Source organism: Prauserella sp. PE36 (assembly GCF_003311655.1).
In the GTDB taxonomy this organism is placed as follows: Bacteria; Actinomycetota; Actinomycetes; order Mycobacteriales; family Pseudonocardiaceae; genus Prauserella_A; species Prauserella_A endophytica.
Genome location: NZ_QEQT01000041.1, coordinates 139871 through 155604, shown reverse-complemented (window position 1 = coordinate 155604; position 15734 = coordinate 139871). Strand labels below are relative to the sequence as shown.

Genomic DNA, 15734 nt, shown 5'->3' with positions numbered 1-15734 from the left:
CTTGGCTATGGGGTTTTGGTTTTGGTCCGGGTAGCGCCGCCGCGTCCACGCAGCACCACGCCGGACTCGGTCAGGATTCGGTGCACGAAGCCGTACGAGCGGTCGGTGGCCTCGGCCAGTGCACGGATGCTGGCGCCCTTTTCGTACTTCTTCTTCAGGTCAGCAGCCATCTTGATGCGGGCCTCGCCGGTGATCCGCTTTCCCTTGACCGTGGTGTGTGCTGCCATGTCGTTCGCTCCTCTTCGCATTCAGGCGGTCGGTTGGTCGGAGTCGAGGGCGTCGCGCCGGGCGATGACGGTGGCCTTGCTCTTGTCGGCGCCGGGGCCGGCGGCGGTGTAGTAGTCGATGGCCTGGCTGTAGCAGCGGTGGGCCTCGGCGGTGTCGCCGAGCGCGGCGTGGACCTCGCCGAGCACAGTGCATAGGTCGGCCAGGTAGCCGACCGAGCCGTAGTCGCGCACGGCCTGCTCGATCTCGGCCAGCTCCGACACTGCCTCGGCGGCTTGCCCGTTCAGGGTCAGGGCCCGCGCCAAGTGCAGGACGGTGCGGGCGTGGCCGATGTCATCGCCGATGCCGGTGAACATGCTCGCCGCCAGCCGCAGGTGGTGGAGTGCGAGCTGGGCGTCGGCGATCTTGGGGTGCAGGGCGGTTTCGCCGAGGCGTCGGTGTCGCAGCGCGATGCTGCGGGCGTCGTTCATCCCCTCGGCGACTTCCAGGGCATGTTCGAGGTCCGGGAGGGCGGCGTGCGGGTCGTCGGCCTTGAGGTGGGCGCGGGCGCGGGTGGACAGCGCGCCGGAGTGCAGCCACGGGTCACCGACTTCGGCGGCCAGCTCGACGGCGATCGTGCAGATGGCGACTGCGGCCTCGTGGTGGCCGAGGTTGGTCTCGCCGAAGCCCTGGCGGGTGCGGCAGACGACCTCCAGGATGTGCCCGGCGTCGGCGGCGGCATTAGCCCCGAGGAACTGCGAGCTCACCAACTCACCGGCGGTGTAGTTGGGTCGCAGCGGGTTCCACAGGACCTCGCCGAACTGGTACACCAGCTCCGTCCAGCCCTGGTCGGCGGCGTCCTGTTGAGCGGCGAGAAGGTTGGCGCGTTCGGTCTCGGCCCAGTCCAGGGCGGCCTTCGCGTCGGCGAACATGCCGGTGTCCAGATCGGTGTAGACGGGGCTGAACCGGCGAGGGAAAGGATTGATGATCTTGTCGGCCGCCGCCCCGCGCCGCAGGTACCACTCGATCATCCGGCGGCGCACCGCCAGCCGCTTGGCCTGGTCATCCTGGCCTGCCAGGGCTCGCACGTGCTCACGCAGGACGTCGTGCAGCCGGTAGCGCTCGTCCCCGGACTCGGTGACGAGGTTCGCCTCCACCAGCCGCCCGAGCCCGCGGCCGACGTCGGTGACCGGCACGTCGAGCCCGGCGGCGAGCGGCTCGGCTGTGAACTCGACGCCGGGATGCTCGGCCAGACCGCGGTAGAGCCGGGCGGTGGTGGCGTCTAGGTCCTCGTAACTCATCTGCAGCACTCCTTCAACGGACAGCTCGTGCGGGTCCAAAGCGCCAGTGGACGCCTCGGCGAGGTGGGTCAGCCGGGTGATCAGGCGCGCCGGGTCGCGCCGGGGGTAGGCGGCGAGATGGGCTCCGGCGATGGTTAGGGCCAGCGGATGCCCGTGACAGCGGATGGCCAGCGCGTGCAGCAGCTCCTCGCCGATGGGCTGTCGATCCTCGTCGAGGAGGCCGGTCAGGAGCGCGGCGCCGGTGGCGGCGGGGAAGCAGTCGAGGTCGAGGTGGCGGAAGCCCGCGATGGCCAGCTCGGCGAGCCGATTGCGGCTGGTGACCAGGATCGTGCCGCGCGCCGTGGCAGGTACCAGGGGCTGCACCTGCTCGGCGGAACGGGCGTTGTCGACCAGCATGGCCACCGCCTTGTCCGAGGTGACCGTTCGGTACAGCGCGACCAGCTCGGCCACCTCGCCCGGCAGGTCGTCGGCGGCGACGCCGAGCGCGCGGAGCCATCCGGCGAGGACCTGCGCGGTGGCCGGTGGCGGGTGGCCGCTCCAGCCGTTGAGGTCCACGTGCAGCACGCCGTCGGGGTGGCGCTCGTGGTGTCCGTCGAGCCAGCGCACCGCCAAGCCGGTCTTGCCGACCCCGCCCAGGCCGGTCACCACCACGCGGGTCGGGCCCGCCGTGGTGAGCAGACGGTCCAGCCGCTCCAATTCATCTGCGCGGTCGACCCAGGTGTGCGCGGGCGGCGGAAGCTGCCGGGGAACCGGCACTCGGTGCTCGGGAGCGTGCAGGACGATGGTGTCGGCGGTTACCGTGCGGGCTTGCAGCACCTGGCCGTGGACCGATCCGGACACGGTGTTGATGTGCTCGGCCTTGTTCATGCGCGCTCCGCGGGCTCGGGACGGCGGTCGGCGAGCACGGCGTTGCCCCACAGGCACTCGCGTACGGGCAGGGTGAGCCCGTCCGGTCGCCACAAGCCGATCGGCGCCACGCCGTCCGGGTGTGGTTGCCACGGTCCCAGCAGGTCGGCGAACTGCCGCCGGCTTCGGTGGACGAGCGTGATCCCGGCCCTGGCGAGACAGTCCTCGATCGCACCGGCCGATTCCAGCCCGAGGACGATGCCGTCGGCGTGTGAGGCGGCCAACAGCGAGCCGGGTGCCAGCCGCTCGTGGTACCTGGCCAATGCGGCGGCCGGATCCTCGGCGTCGGGCAGGCAATGCAACACCGACCCGGCCACCACGCCCACCGGGCGAGTCAGATCGAGCAGCCGAGTGGTCACGGCATGGTCGAGCACCTCGTCAACGTGCCGCAGGTCGGCCTCGATCACCCCGGTGCTCGGATCGTCCGCATGGACGATCAGACCGAGACCGGCGATGGCTATGGGGTCGCGATCGACGTAGACGACGCGGACGTCAGGACGTTCAGCCTGGGCGAGATGGTGCACGGGGTGGGCGCTGAACATGCCCGCACCCAGGTCGAGGAACTGCTCGATTCCGGCCGTGAGCATGTGAAGGACTGCGCGGCGGACGAAGGCGCGGCTCTCGCGGACGAATACGTCATACCCAGGCACCAGCGTGGTGATCTTGTCGGCCACGGCGCGGTCGGACGCGAAGTTGTGCCCACCACCGAGCAGGTAGTCGTAGATCCGGAACAGCGACGGCGCGTCGGGGTCTACCTGTTGTTCAAGACCTGACGCGCTCTCATGCGTCGCCATCACCGTGACGTTCTCCCACCCCGTCTCGCCATCACGAGCCGACTCACCGTGCGTCTGGTCGACCCACCTGCCGTGACCTGCGGCGCACCAGCACCAGTCGAACCGGCTGGGTCGATTCGTGTGGGCGATTAGACGGCTGTATCAAGATCTGAACCAGAGCGGCGGCGAGGCGCTGGTGAGGCGCCAATGAGGCGACACCACACGTGAGCTCGACAGCAGCGGCGGCATGGTTCACCCGGTTGAGTGGGAGGGCGGATAGGTAGGCTTCGAACGTGCTGGCCCTGACGGGACCGCTTCGACGAACGGCGCTTGGAGGGCCTGCTCATGGGCGAGCTCGGTGTGATCCGGAGTTACGCCTACTGGTCGGATCGCCGTATCCGGGACATCGCGTCGGCAAACGGCATCGCCCTCGAACGGCGCGTGAGTTGGAAGGCCAAGACGGCGTCGATTCCCTTGATCGGTGGGCTCGAATTTGCGCAGGAGGCGCGCACGCTCGACCGTGCTGAGGTCGCACGTCGAATCGAAACGGCGATCGGAGACCTCGCAGTCGAGGACTTCGTCACCCCGCCGCCGGCGGTGTTCGCCAAGGGCGTCGGCCGTGTCGAGTTCGCCCAGTTCACGGGCGGTATTGAGAAGCGACAAGGCGTCGTGATGTACGTCAGCACTCGCAGCAGCACTGGCGTCCGCGTCGATGTGTGCCTGTTCGGCAGCCTTGAGAACACCGCCGACTACGTCGGCGGCTCCGACAAGCCACCGGAAGGATGGTCGTCCTCCGCAGCTCGGGCGATTGCTCTGTACATCCGGAGCCGCGGCACGATCAACAATTCACAGTGGGACGACCCAGAGTCCATCGCGGTCGAAGCCCTGAAGATCGCGACCGAGCAGGGCGTGACCGGAACCTGGGACGAACACGAGGACAAGCCCTGGACGCGGGGCTTCACGCTCGGCCACGCGACTGAATCCGAGTGGTTCGCGCAGATCTACAGCGACGTCGTGCTCGACAAAGACCGGTGGACCTTTGACCGCGACGGCGGCATCAGCCCAGACGTCGAACGCATCCTCATCGGCGCTCCACTGTGGGTACGGACTCCGGGCGCACACGCCGTCACCCGCTACCGGGACCTACGTCGAGGGAGCGGCGGGGAACATGACGGTCGGCTCCTGCCTGGCCTGGATGGCCAACGCCTACGTCGTTGACGGGACACAATGATCGAGTGAGCGACGACTGGGAGCTGCGCTGGGCATCGGGAGCCCGGCGGTTCTACGTCGCCGAGATCGTGCGGCAGGCGAGTTACGCCTTGGCCGCGGTGCAACAGGCTCTCATTCTCAGCCGGGATCCGCAGCGGCGTTCCGAGGCGTGGCCTGCGGTCCAGTCGTTCCTCACCGCGTCCGCCATCATCAGCAAGCTGTTGTGGCCCGTCAGGGCCGATGGAGCGGATCCCAAGTCCCGTTGGCGTCGCTTCCGCGCCGACCGACTGCGGACAGAGCTGATGATCAGCGACACCTCGGCCCTCCGGGACAGGAAGGTCCGGGACTCCGCCGATCACTTCGACGAACGCATCGACGACCTTGTCCGCGACCAGCGCATCCCACAGTCGTGGACAGACCTGGCGGATGCGGAGTTCGTGCGGCAGCCAGCCCCGTTCCGCGCCATCGACCCTGACACTGGCGAGGTGCTCGCAGGCCATGATCGAATGGCTCTGGGGCCAGTCATCGCGGAGCTGAATGCGGTTCTGCGGCGGTGCGAAGACATCGAGCCCGGATTAACCAGCGCTCCAGACATCGCCATGCTGCTAGCCACGCTGAGGTGGCCGCCGCTGCCGTCCCTGTTCGCCCCCACCGAACGCCCTGACGAACCGGTCATTGCCGGGGCTACGTTTGGAACGACCGGGCCTCAGTCCCTGGAAGAGCTCATCGCACTGGTTGCCGACCAACTCTCCGACCACCCGGAGCCGAACCGACCACACGGCGCAGACGGATAGTTACTACGACCGGCTGGCTCAGTTCTCGTCGAAGTGCGCCTCGGCGGCCCGGCGGATCTGCGCTAGGCGCTTCGAGACGGCGCTGTGGTTGGCGTACCCGAGCACGTCCGCGATCTCGGTCTTCCTGGTCACGCCGCTGTTGAGCAGCACGACGATCTGCCGGTTCCGGGCGTCCAGCAGTGTGAGGAAGTCGTTGGTGACCAGGTTGTCCAGCACCTCGCTCTCCGGCCCTTGGACCGGGATGGTGTCGGTCAACTCGACGAACTTCACCGTGACCTTGCGTCGTTTGCCGTGCAGCTTGCGTTCGAAGTCTTCGCGTGCGTACGACCAGTGGCTGGAGAAGTCGTCCTCGATGCGGTGGGAGCGGACGGCGTCCAGGATGCCGCGGAGCTGGCCGGTCCGGTCGGCGGCTTCCACGGTCTCGACCACGGCGTCGTGGGCGTCGTCCTCGCCGAACCACACGGGCCCGCCCATCCGCGGGTTGCCGGCGATGGCCCCGGCGAGCACGCTGCCGTCCTCCAGGAGGACCGGGCCGGGCGTCTTGCCCTTGTCGACCTCGGGGAAGTCCCGCAGCCGGTCTTGGATCGTGGCGGTGACCGCGGGCACCCAGAAGTCGAGGTTGTGGGCCAGCAGCCGGATCGGGTCGTCGGCTGAGAACGCCTTCATCTTCGACCCCGACATCAGGTGCGGCCAGACCGTCCACGCCCAGGCGCGGGCGAGCCGGGCTTCGAAATCGGTCGGCAGGAAGTCGTCGATGCCGGCCCAGTCGGCCATGAACGGCCACTGGCCGCCACGCAACAGCGGGAGTCCGAACATGTCCAGGATGCGCTTGGGCAGCAGGTGGAACAGCGGCGCGTACTCGAAGTACCGCGCCCGCGTCCGGGGCACGAATGTGACATTGACGTCGCCGAGATCGGCGATCTTCGCCATCGGCTTCGGCAGGTCGTCCAAGTCGAAGAAGCGCCGCCGGAACTGGGCCACTTCCCACAGCATGTTCCACTGCGCGAGTGCGACGAAGTCCCGGTCCGAGGTGTGGGACATCGGGAGCGTCGCGTACTCCGGCGGAGCCGGTTCGCGCGGGCGGACGACGCCGCCGAAGATGAATCCGGCTGAGATGTTCCGCAGGGATGGGAACTCCTCCGGAGTGGCCTCGGCCTCGGGGAGGAACACGTCATCGCGCCGCCACGCCAGCACCTCGGCCGCAGTCGGCTCGCGATCCTCGCTCACCTCATCCTCCGCCGTTCGCTGCTCCGTGCGCTGACCGGTCCGCTCGTCGATCTGGGTCATACCTACATCACGACAGTCTCCGCGGGATTCGTTCCGAGCGCCGCGAGAGTCACCGGACGTCACCGCACTCCTCGCCTCCGACGCAACCGCCGAGGACGCTCCTAGACCTCAACCGGACACCGTCCGACACACTCGAACGTATGTTCGAAGAGATGGTACGTTGCTGGTCATGGACCCGCGGCTACTCCGAACTGCTCAACCGGACGGCAGGCTGGCATACGGGCGCGACAGCTCCGGCAGGCCCGTGGCGCTCCTGCCGGCCAGGTGCAAGCTCGGCTTGCACACGCTCCCTCCATCCGAGTATCGGGCGGTTGTGCACGATGGCGAGGTCCATATCAGCTGTCCGGCTTGCGCTGCCGAGGGTGCTGATCATTGCTGGCGGCTGACTACCAATGGCCCGACTCCCGACCGCGCTGAACTGGACGAGGAGACCTATCGCGACCTCGTCCTCCGTCGAGCGAGGACAACACCGTCGTTGGCGGGTGGCCAACGTGATCAATAGCCCGTTCACCACCTGGGAAGGCGACGACGTTCACGGCCGAAGGCCCGTGCTCACCAGCGTCTGGGTCCTGCTGGACGACCTGTTCCCTCGCCCGCCCGATGCCCCTCGACACGTCATCGTGACTGGCCTGGATCTGACGGGCAAGGTGCAAGGCCGGCTCCACGGACGCTTTCCCAGCGTCGATGGCAACTGGCTCGGAGTGGTCAACTACGAGATCAGCTACGCCGATGGCCGCCGAGAGAAGCTGCACCTGGTCGACCAGTTGCTGCCGTTCTCGGTGCTGCGAGAACCGAAATAGCTCGATCGAGCATGCGCCCCGCGCCGTAGAGTTCATGCCCTACGGATGGAGGAGTGAGCGGTGGCGGAACCGGCGGCAGTACCCGACTTCGACGAACGGCTTGCCGGATTCCAGTCGACCACGTTCAAGGAGCTTCGGCCTGGTCAGAGGCAGGTACTGGCCGCCTACGCGGCTCACCACCTCACGACACCGGACGTGGCGATCGAAATGCCGACCGGTGAGGGGAAGACCCTGTTGGCGCTGTTGATCGCCGACTACGCCCTCGACCAGGGAATGTCGGTTGCTTACCTGACCGGCACCCGCCAGCTGGCAGAGCGGGTTGAGGACGAAGCCACCAAGTTGGGCCTGGAGGTCGTCCGGTTCGCCGCGAAGGACTACGGCGGCGCCAAGCTCGACGACTACCACCAGGCCCAGGCGGTGGGCGTGATGAACTATTGGGTCTACTTCAACAGCAGGCCCGTTCCGAAACCCGCCGACCTGGTCATCTTCGACGACGCCCATCTAGCGGAACAGCCGCTCAGCGGGCTACAGACCCTGCGCATCCCCGACAAGCCTGGCCCTGCTCGCGTCCTGTATCGAACGATCTGTGATCTTGTCGTCGCGCACACCGACGCATACGCCGGACTGCAGGCGATGCGCGATGGCACCGCTCGGCCGGGCACCCCGCCCGAGCTGCTGTCGTTCAGCGACTGGGCGGCGATCGCCACAGCGTCGCGGGACGCGATCGAGGCGTCGCCGCTGGTCGCCGACCTCGCGCTCAAGGACGAGTCGGACGAGATCAAGGCAGAGGTCAAGAAGCTCCGGGACGAGATCAAGTGGGTGTGGCCGAAGGTCCGTGAGCACCTCACCCACTGCGGCGTGCTTGTCGGGCCGTCCGGAATCGAGATCCGCCCCTACCACCCGCCGACGGCGCTGAACGCGGGGTACAGCCAGGCCAAGCAGCGGATCTATCTCTCGGCGACCCTCGGTTCGATGGACGACCTGCAACGCCGCATCGGCGGCGGCCGGGTCACCCGGCTGGAGACCGAGCAGCCGCTGCTTTCCGGCAGCACCGGCGAGCGCATGTTCGCGTTGAACCCCTCGTCCGAGCAGGCACTCGACCTCGGCGTGCTCAGCTGGGCACTCGAACAAGTCCAGGCAGCCGGTGGGAAGGCGGCCTGGCTGTGCGCCAGCCACAGCGAAGCGGACACACTGCAAGCGATCCTCGGTGGGCTCGGCCATCCCGTCTACCGCCTCCGGGCCGGCGACGACACCGCAGTCGACGGCTGGAGCCGCGCTCCCCAGGGGCAGTTGATCACTGCGGGCCGCTATGACGGGCTCGACTTCCCCGGCGACATCTGCAAGCTGGTGATCATCACCACGGTCCCGCAGGCCAGCAGCGAGTTCGAGCGGTTCGTGGTCGCCTACCTCGGTGACGCGACCTTCATGCGGCACCGTGTCGGACAACGAGTCACCCAGGCTCTCGGCCGGGCCAATCGCACCGCGACCGACCGCTCGCTGTACCTGGGACTCGACCCGACGTTCGCCCAGATCCTCGCCGACCCAGCGGTTCGCGCGTCCATTCCCGAAGGCACACAGCCGATCGTTCGCGCCGCGCTCGAACTCTACGACCAGGGCTCGGTCGCCACGACCGACGCCTGCCGGGCGTTCTGGCAGGTGGCCCAACCGTCCGGCCCCACCGAACCCGTCAAGCAGGCAACGCCGCGGCGACGGCCACGCCCAGGACGTAGCACCGGCGGCAGCGGTGAGGTCGCTAGCGCCGACGCTGAGGTGTCGGCGGCCACCGACCTGTGGATCGGCGACCACGGCCGCGCTGCTGAGCGAGCACGCGAAGCCGCGGACCTGCTCGCATCCGCCGGAGAGACCGAGCACGCCGCGTTCTGGCGCTACGTCCAAGCCCACGCACTGTTCGACCGCGGACGGAACGAGGACCTCGCCGCCGCGCGCACCGCCCTCGAAGACGCCACCACCAACGGGCCTCGCACCGCGTGGTTCCGCCGGTTGGGCCGCACGGTCGCCGACCTCAAGGGACACGAGCGCACCGCTGACGACACCGACCGCCTCTTCCTCGTGTGGGATGAATGGCGTCGTGAAGCCGGAGGCCGGCTCGACCGCGCACTCTCCGACGGGCGCACCCTGCTCGCCGGCAGCCACGATCAGCAATGCGACGGCCTCAAGGTGCTCGCACGTCTGGTCGGAGCCAGTGGAGAACGACCGCCCAAGACCGAACAAAGCGCCACCGACTGCCGGTGGACCTGGTCAACCGTCAAGCGCGGCGAACGTCGCGTTTGGGAGGTCAAGACCGGCGAACCGCACCCGGTGTCCCGCGGAGACGTCAACCAGCTGCTCGGCCAGATCGAAGTCGAGACCAAGCGCGCAGCCAAGACACGGGTCTACGGCTGCTTGCTCACCCCGGCCACCACCGTCCAGAGCGACGCCGCCGAGGCAGCCCGCGACAGGATCACCCTCATCAATCACGACGCCGCCGTCCGGCTCTACAACCTGCTGGCCGACCGCCTTCAGCAGTACGCAGCGCTCTGCGGCGACGGCAACGCCGAAGCCCGCGGCGAGGCTCGCACGAAGATCGAGGCCACACTGCCGCCTGACGGCTGGCTGGGCAAACTGCTCTCCCCAACCCTCGGGAAGATCATCACCGTGGACGACGTGGCGAGCTTGTTCCCCTCGCGCTGACCCGGCCTTCACCGCCGTCATCCTGAGTTCGACCGGGCCACGGCCGCAGGCGGCAACTGTTCGCGATCATCGGAATGGACAACCGCAAGGTGCCGTTGTGGGTGCATCCTGCCGTCTCCTGCAGGTGTGGCGAGGTGCTGGATCGCTGGTTCGGGATCGTGAATGACCACGATCCCGGCGACAGCGTCGGTAACCCACGTTGGCGGGGTCCGGCCAGCGAGCAGGTCTTGGACATAGGCCGGAGGTCGGTGACGTAGCCCGCCGAGGACGTGCGCCAGGTAGGGCACGCCGAAGTGGCCGCGATCACTCGGTAGGTGAGTGAACACTGCGTCTTCAACGCCGTCGTCTGCGTCTTCCGACAGCGCCGCTGAGAACTGTCCCATGCGGATGGAGTGCACGGCTTCCAGCATGGTCTTGGCGACCCGCCGGGCGCCGAGCTGCGGACGGCGCATGAACTCGGCGATGTCCGGGTGAACAGCCGCTAGGGGAGGCAACGGTGGCTGTGAGCGGCCGGGGTCAGCGACGTCCTCAAGTGGCAACGACCAGTGAAACGCCTCGACCGCGACGTTGTCACGCACCCGCGGCATCAGGTAGTGCGGGATGATGCTGGGCACGATCGACACCCCGGCCCGCTCCCGGTCGCGGCAGTTGGCGCCATCGTGATGCGTCAGTCCGCAGGCGAGGCCCGCACGGTATGCGGGCGTACCGCAGTACAGGACGTGAGCAGCCGGGACGCTGAACGTCATGGATGAGACGAGGAGCTTGTCGATCTGCGCGGGCTCGGTCTTCCTGCGGCGGTAGCCGAAGTCGACGTGCCAGCCGGTACCGCGGCGCTTCAGGATCTTGGCCTGGGTCAGCAGTCCGAAGCTGGTCCCGGTCGTGTCGATCCACCACCACAACCAGTCGGCGCCCACGGCGCTCTCTTGCCGCTTGGTGAACTTCCAGTACCGGACATCGGGAAATGCTTCCGTCAGCAGGATGTCCGTCGCGGTTTCCTCTGCCCACATGTCCTCGGCCTGGAGCACCTTCGACATGTGCTGGTCGACGGCGAGACGCCCGCGCTGGAACGCCTGGTACGGATCAGGCCGCCCATCGCCGCTGATCATCCTGCTCTCCAACCAATCACCCGGAGCGGGGCAGGCGCCTGGCCCCGCTCGTGCTCACCGAACGATCCTTCCACGGCCGGGGCAACCGGCCACGCTGGCGAGCACCGCCGCTCACGTCACGCCGCCAAGGCCGTCGGCACACCCCTCGCCGCATCCCCAGCGCCCGCGTCGACCGGACCCCCTGCGACCTCGGCTTGGTACTCCTCGCGGACAGCCTTGACAAGCCGCCGCGCCCGAGTCGCGCCAATCCCAAGCCGTACACGAAGCGTGTCCGCGGAGATCGGCTTCTGGTGAGCAGCACGGTGCGCCGCGTCTTCTCGCCGTGCCTGCGCCAAGAGCGCTTCCGGTGTCCGCCCAACGACTGGTCGCTCGCCACCTTGCTGCGGGACGTCCTCGTCGAGTTCGGGCCCCGTCTCCGGCGCACCGTCATCCGAGTCCACAGGGACAGCCGGCTCAGGCCGATCGCCTTCGCGTGCGGCTGGCACATGACTCGTTGCGCCGATCGCCTGCAATAGGCCAGGGCCGACCTCCGACCAGCCGATCAGGAGGAGTGGCCCTACCGCGTCGAAGGCCGCCTTACCAAACTCGCCTGCGACCAGAGGCTCTGCCACGTTCAACGCGAGCGTGACCACGCTTGCGAAGATCAGCAGCCGACGAGCAGGCCGCAGCACCTCCGGGGATGCACCGGCGAGCGCCAGGTGCCGTGTGCCGAGCAGCAGCCCGAGGATCGAAAGATCAACAGCGGGAGCCACCAGTGGCGCGACCCAGGCGGGCACGCCGAGCCGGAGCGCAAGGTTGAGGACGTTGCCGAAGCCGAAGAGAAAAGTGAGGCCAACGACGATGCCCATGATCACGGTGACGGCTTGAACCACAGCAGCCCTCTCCGAGCCTGATCGCGTCGACACAACTGCACGCCTGGTCATCGAGCACCACCTGCTTCGACGCGCGGACGCCCGTGGGTGTCTCGGGTGGGGATGCCGCGTTCACGCAGCTTATTCAGCACGGTGGTGTGGTTGACGCCGAAGTGGTCGCCGACTCGCGCCAGGGACCAGCCGAGCTTGTAGAGGTGGATGGCGTCGTCGACCTGCTCAGGCGAGAGGCCGCGGCGGCGCATCGGCACGCCGTGCCGGTGGAGGATGTTGCTGACCGTCCGCCGCTCGATGCCGAACCGGTCACCGAGTTCGTACACCGTCGCGCCGGACCGGTAGTCAGTGATCAACTGCTCGACTTGATCGGCACGGAGTTGCCGGGCCCGGCGAGGTCGGTCGCGCTTGATCACGGTCGGCTCGGGGGTATCGAGGCTGGGAAGCTTCTCGCGGAGCTCTTCCAGCGCCCTGACCTGGTCTTTTATGTTCGAGTAAGGTCCCCTAACCTCCACCATGCGGCGAACGCCGCTGCTAGCTTCGGCTTCGCCGTTGCCCGTTGTGCTGATCTGGGGGGCCGAGCCCCCGACCCTCCTCGCGGTGCGGTGGTCGCTTTCCGACTGCTCCTTGCGTTGGGTGGCGTTCCCGGCCTGCTAACCGACCAGCGGTTCGTTCGCGCCTCCCGCCGTCGGGGTGGTCGTGTTCTGTAGCGTTAGGCCCACCACCCCGCCACAACCGCCCCGGCTGCCCAAGGTGCGTGCCCGCACCCCTGAGGAGGTCGCGGTCGAGTTGGCCGCGGTGCTGGGCACGGACCGGGTCGACAAGGCCTTCGGGCTGGCGGCGATCGCCGGCCGGTTCGTCGAGGAAGATCTGGCTTAGATCTGCGGCCCTCTCTCCGACCGCCAACCGGTCGATGACGTGGTCCGCGGCGCCCAGCCTGCCGTGGCGATTGCCATATGTACCAACAGTGTCGGCGGTGCTTCCGATCAGGTAGCACGCGGTGTCTGTGACCGCCTGTATGAGGCTCGTCTCGCGGACATGGCGCGTTGTTGGCTGGGCCGGATGCCGTATTCGCGCCTGAACGCTGTGCTGAGGGCGTAGGCGTTGGTGTATCCCACCTGCCGGGCGATCGAGTCGACGGTGTCGTCGCTGCGCTGCAGCAGGTCGGCCGCCAGGCACAGGCGCCATTTGGTGAGGTAAGTGATGGGCGGCTCATCCATCAGGTCGGTGAATCTGCGGGCGAACGTCGCCCGCGACACCTTCGCCTGGCGCGCCAGGGTCTCGATGGTCCAGGGCCGAGCTGGTTGGTCGTGGATCGCTCTGAGGGCGGCGCCTACGATCGGGTCCGCCGTGGCCCGATACCACTGGGGTGCGCACACTTCGGGGAGGGCGAACCAGTCACGCAGGGTTCCGATCAGCATGAGGTCCAGGAGTCGGTCGAGGACGGCCTGCTGTCCTGGCTCGTCCCGCGTGATCTCGGCCTCGAGAAGTTCGAGCGGCACCGACTGCTGCCGCTGGCGGGGAACCACAAGGACACGAGGCAGGGCGTTCAGGAGACGGTCGGCGATCCGGCCTGCAGTGGTGTAGGAGCCGGTGAGCAGCGCGTGCTCGGCATCGAGGTGCGTGCCGCAGGTTCGTACGCCTAGGGAGATGCTTTCCTCGGAAATGACGTTACCCGCCGCGTCGGTGCAGGTGCCGGCTTCGGTGAGGACGTAGAAGGGTTCAGACCCCGCATCGGGGTCGCTGGTGACGCTGAACGGCGTCGGCCCGGTGACGATGGCGAGGTCGCGGTTCCGCAGGCGGACAGGCGAGGTGTCGTCGGGAACGATCCACCCCTCTCCGCGCAGCATGGTCACGAGGGTCATCGAGGCGCGGTCGGTGAAGCTGATCGACCAAGGCGGGGTGATCAGATTCTGGCCGAGCAACGCTCCCGCAGAACGGATGTGGTCGAGCACGTCGGTGAGGGTGTCCACGCCGCGAGCTTAGACGATCAGGTATCGAATTGAGATTCTTAGCGATTCTGCGTCTCACTGTCCGGGGCTGGAATGGAAGCAGGACCGCGCCCGCTGGCCTTCACGGCGCTTGGTGCCACCCGTGCCATGACGGCGATCTCGAACTACGCCCCAGAAGGTGACGCATGACCATCACCCACCCGCCAAAGCCTGGCAATGCCCTGTGGATCTACGCACACCCGCGCCGTGGATCGCTCAACGACCACCTTTTTCAGGCAGGGACCGAGGCGCTGTCGCAACGATACGAAGTTGCGACCTCGGATCTGTACGCCCAGAGTTTCGACCCAGTGCTGACCGAGCGTGACCTGGGGGATCTAGCCAGACGGCCGGGGAACCTCGTCGAGTTGACCGGCGAAGCCTACGCCCGCGGGGACATCCCCTCCGATGTACGCCACGAGCAGGCCAAGCTCGCAGCGGCGGAGCTGCTCGTCCTACAGTTCCCGCTCTGGTGGTACGGCCCGCCGGCAATCCTCAAGGGCTGGTTCGACCGGGTGCTGATGAACGGATTCGCCCACGGTGACCTCGACCCCGAGCTCGGCGTACCTCGCCGCTATGGTGACGGCGGTTTGGGCGGACGCAAGGCCCTGATCGTCGTGACCGCTGGTGAAGACGAGCGCTCCATCGGGCCACGCGGGATCAGTGGCGATATTGATTCCCTGCTCTTCCCCCTCACCCACGGCACCCTGTGGTACGTCGGGATCGAGGTGCTGGATCTGCAGGTGATTCATGACGCCGACGCGTTGGACACCGCAGGCGCCGATCGCCAGACCAAACGCCTGCTGGACAGACTGAACAACATCGACACCGAGCCCGCCCGACGGTTCCGACGCCTGCGCGACGGCGACTACCGCGGCACACGCGCGCTGCGGGAAGACCTGCTGCCTGGCCGCACAGACCTGGGTATCCATCTCGCTCATGACGGCTGAACCAGCGACTCGAAGGGGAACCGACAGCGCGGGAGCTTGCCGCTCTGATCACCCCGAACAGACCGACACGCCTGCGCCGGCGCGATCCATAATCCACTGTGGACCAACTGGTGGCAGACACCAGTGCCGGTGACAAGCTGCCAAAGGCGGTCGAGACAGCCGCGGGAGACGATCTCGATTGCGATCAACGCCAGGACGAGGATAGTCCCTCATCAGAAGGCCCGACCTCCTTGCCCCGGCGATCGCCGTACTGGCGATGGGGCCGCTCGTGATGATCTGTATGCGACTGGCGACCTGTGACCATGCGGACACCCGCCGTCGATGCGACGAGGCGAACGAGGGCATCAACGCCGCCGTGGTCGGGTTCGTCCAAGGTATGCCGGTGGTCCGCACCTTCGACGACGGCACGACCTCGTTTCCGCCGCTTCGCCGAACGGGTGCAGGAGTTCACGGCCGCGACCTCTGCGTGGCAGGACAGCAGCCGCGGGGCGATGATCCTGTCCCGGCTGGCTATGGGTCCGATGCCGACACTTGTGCTCGTGCTGGCTGCCGGGACCTGGCTCACGGCGGCGGGTGTCATGTCCCCGGCGCAGCTGCTCGGTGCACTGATCCTGGGCACGCTCCCGGTCGAACGATCCTGCCGCTGATGCATTTGTCGCACCACATCAACGAGTCCAAGGCGGGCGCCGCGCGGATCGTCGAGCTACTGGACATCCCGGCGCTCACCGAACTGGTGCGCCCGGGCGGCCACGCGACGGCGGGTCTGGTTGAGCCGGGACACGCCGCATCAGCGTGTCCCGGCTACCGGTGGGGCCCACACACCTCCGACTGTCTACAGTGGACGAACGTCACATCGTGCTGT

At 67.7% G+C, this 15734-nt stretch carries 15 protein-coding genes; 7 read left to right on the top strand and 8 right to left on the bottom strand.

The features are described from left to right. Positions 1 to 5: 5 nt before the first annotated feature. From DI005_RS07275 to DI005_RS07265, 3 genes are read right to left on the bottom strand one after another with little or no spacing between them, the layout of a single operon-like run. Positions 6 to 227: a helix-turn-helix domain-containing protein gene (locus DI005_RS07275; RefSeq protein WP_112276355.1), complete on the bottom strand. Its 222-nt coding sequence runs from the start codon at positions 225 to 227 to the stop codon at positions 6 to 8. A gap of 21 nt (positions 228 to 248) precedes the next feature. Then, positions 249 to 2372 (bottom strand): hypothetical protein, encoded by a 2124-nt coding sequence (locus tag DI005_RS07270; RefSeq protein ID WP_112276353.1) that lies wholly within the window; start codon positions 2370 to 2372, stop codon positions 249 to 251. Continuing rightward, on the bottom strand, positions 2369 to 3205 hold the full coding sequence (locus DI005_RS07265; protein WP_098085232.1) for an SAM-dependent methyltransferase: 837 nt from the start codon (positions 3203 to 3205) through the stop codon (positions 2369 to 2371). Before DI005_RS07265 ends, DI005_RS07270 begins: the two co-directional genes overlap by 4 nt. 324 nt (positions 3206 to 3529) lie before the next feature. Between DI005_RS07265 and DI005_RS07260 the strand changes: the two genes are divergently transcribed. Together DI005_RS07260 and DI005_RS07255 are read left to right on the top strand one after the other, a co-directional pair. Further along, positions 3530 to 4402 (top strand): hypothetical protein, encoded by an 873-nt coding sequence (locus tag DI005_RS07260; protein WP_127516251.1) that lies wholly within the window; start codon positions 3530 to 3532, stop codon positions 4400 to 4402. 17 nt (positions 4403 to 4419) lie between these two features. Further along, positions 4420 to 5187 carry a hypothetical protein gene (locus tag DI005_RS07255; protein WP_098085227.1) on the top strand — a complete coding sequence of 256 codons (768 nt, stop codon included), beginning with the start codon at positions 4420 to 4422 and terminating at the stop codon, positions 5185 to 5187. An 18-nt stretch (positions 5188 to 5205) separates the two neighbouring features. Here DI005_RS07255 and DI005_RS07250 read toward each other — a convergent pair whose 3' ends face one another. Next, positions 5206 to 6474, bottom strand: coding sequence for a sigma-70 family RNA polymerase sigma factor (locus DI005_RS07250; protein WP_233520025.1), 1269 nt, complete (start codon positions 6472 to 6474; stop codon positions 5206 to 5208). A 482-nt stretch (positions 6475 to 6956) separates the two neighbouring features. Here DI005_RS07250 and DI005_RS07245 point away from each other — a divergent pair, with 482 nt between their 5' ends. Next, a complete protein-coding gene (locus DI005_RS07245; RefSeq protein WP_216641980.1) occupies positions 6957 to 7274 on the top strand; it encodes a hypothetical protein in 318 nt (105 codons plus the stop codon). Between the two features lie 60 nt (positions 7275 to 7334). Then, complete coding sequence (locus DI005_RS07240; protein WP_098085224.1) at positions 7335 to 9965, top strand: DEAD/DEAH box helicase family protein; 2631 nt, start codon at positions 7335 to 7337, stop codon at positions 9963 to 9965. A gap of 17 nt (positions 9966 to 9982) precedes the next feature. Here the strand turns inward: DI005_RS07240 and DI005_RS07235 are convergent, their stop codons facing one another. The 3 genes from DI005_RS07235 to DI005_RS07225 all read right to left on the bottom strand — a co-directional run bounded on the left by DI005_RS07235 (position 9983) and on the right by DI005_RS07225 (position 12452). Next, positions 9983 to 11071: a hypothetical protein gene (locus DI005_RS07235; RefSeq protein ID WP_098085221.1), complete on the bottom strand. Its 1089-nt coding sequence runs from the start codon at positions 11069 to 11071 to the stop codon at positions 9983 to 9985. Positions 11072 to 11187: 116 nt separating this feature from the next. Beyond that, positions 11188 to 11919, bottom strand: coding sequence for a hypothetical protein (locus DI005_RS38505; protein ID WP_237339200.1), 732 nt, complete (start codon positions 11917 to 11919; stop codon positions 11188 to 11190). 71 nt (positions 11920 to 11990) lie between these two features. Further along, a complete protein-coding gene (locus DI005_RS07225) occupies positions 11991 to 12452 on the bottom strand; it encodes a hypothetical protein (protein ID WP_216641978.1) in 462 nt (153 codons plus the stop codon). A gap of 181 nt (positions 12453 to 12633) precedes the next feature. Here DI005_RS07225 and DI005_RS07220 point away from each other — a divergent pair, with 181 nt between their 5' ends. Further along, the gene (locus DI005_RS07220) at positions 12634 to 12813 is read left to right on the top strand and encodes a hypothetical protein (protein ID WP_147263828.1); all 180 of its coding nucleotides are present in this window, start codon (positions 12634 to 12636) and stop codon (positions 12811 to 12813) included. Positions 12814 to 12920: 107 nt separating this feature from the next. Here the strand turns inward: DI005_RS07220 and DI005_RS07215 are convergent, their stop codons facing one another. Continuing rightward, the gene (locus DI005_RS07215; protein WP_112271398.1) at positions 12921 to 13907 is read right to left on the bottom strand and encodes an AraC family transcriptional regulator; all 987 of its coding nucleotides are present in this window, start codon (positions 13905 to 13907) and stop codon (positions 12921 to 12923) included. Between the two features lie 164 nt (positions 13908 to 14071). On the opposite strand from DI005_RS07215, the gene DI005_RS07210 reads away from it, so the two are divergent. Together DI005_RS07210 and DI005_RS38890 are read left to right on the top strand one after the other, a co-directional pair. Next, positions 14072 to 14872, top strand: a complete 801-nt coding sequence (locus DI005_RS07210) for an NAD(P)H-dependent oxidoreductase (RefSeq protein WP_113641625.1) — start codon at positions 14072 to 14074, stop codon at positions 14870 to 14872. Between the two features lie 437 nt (positions 14873 to 15309). Continuing rightward, the gene (locus DI005_RS38890) at positions 15310 to 15519 is read left to right on the top strand and encodes a hypothetical protein (protein WP_112271402.1); all 210 of its coding nucleotides are present in this window, start codon (positions 15310 to 15312) and stop codon (positions 15517 to 15519) included. The last annotated feature ends 215 nt before the right edge of the window (positions 15520 to 15734 follow it).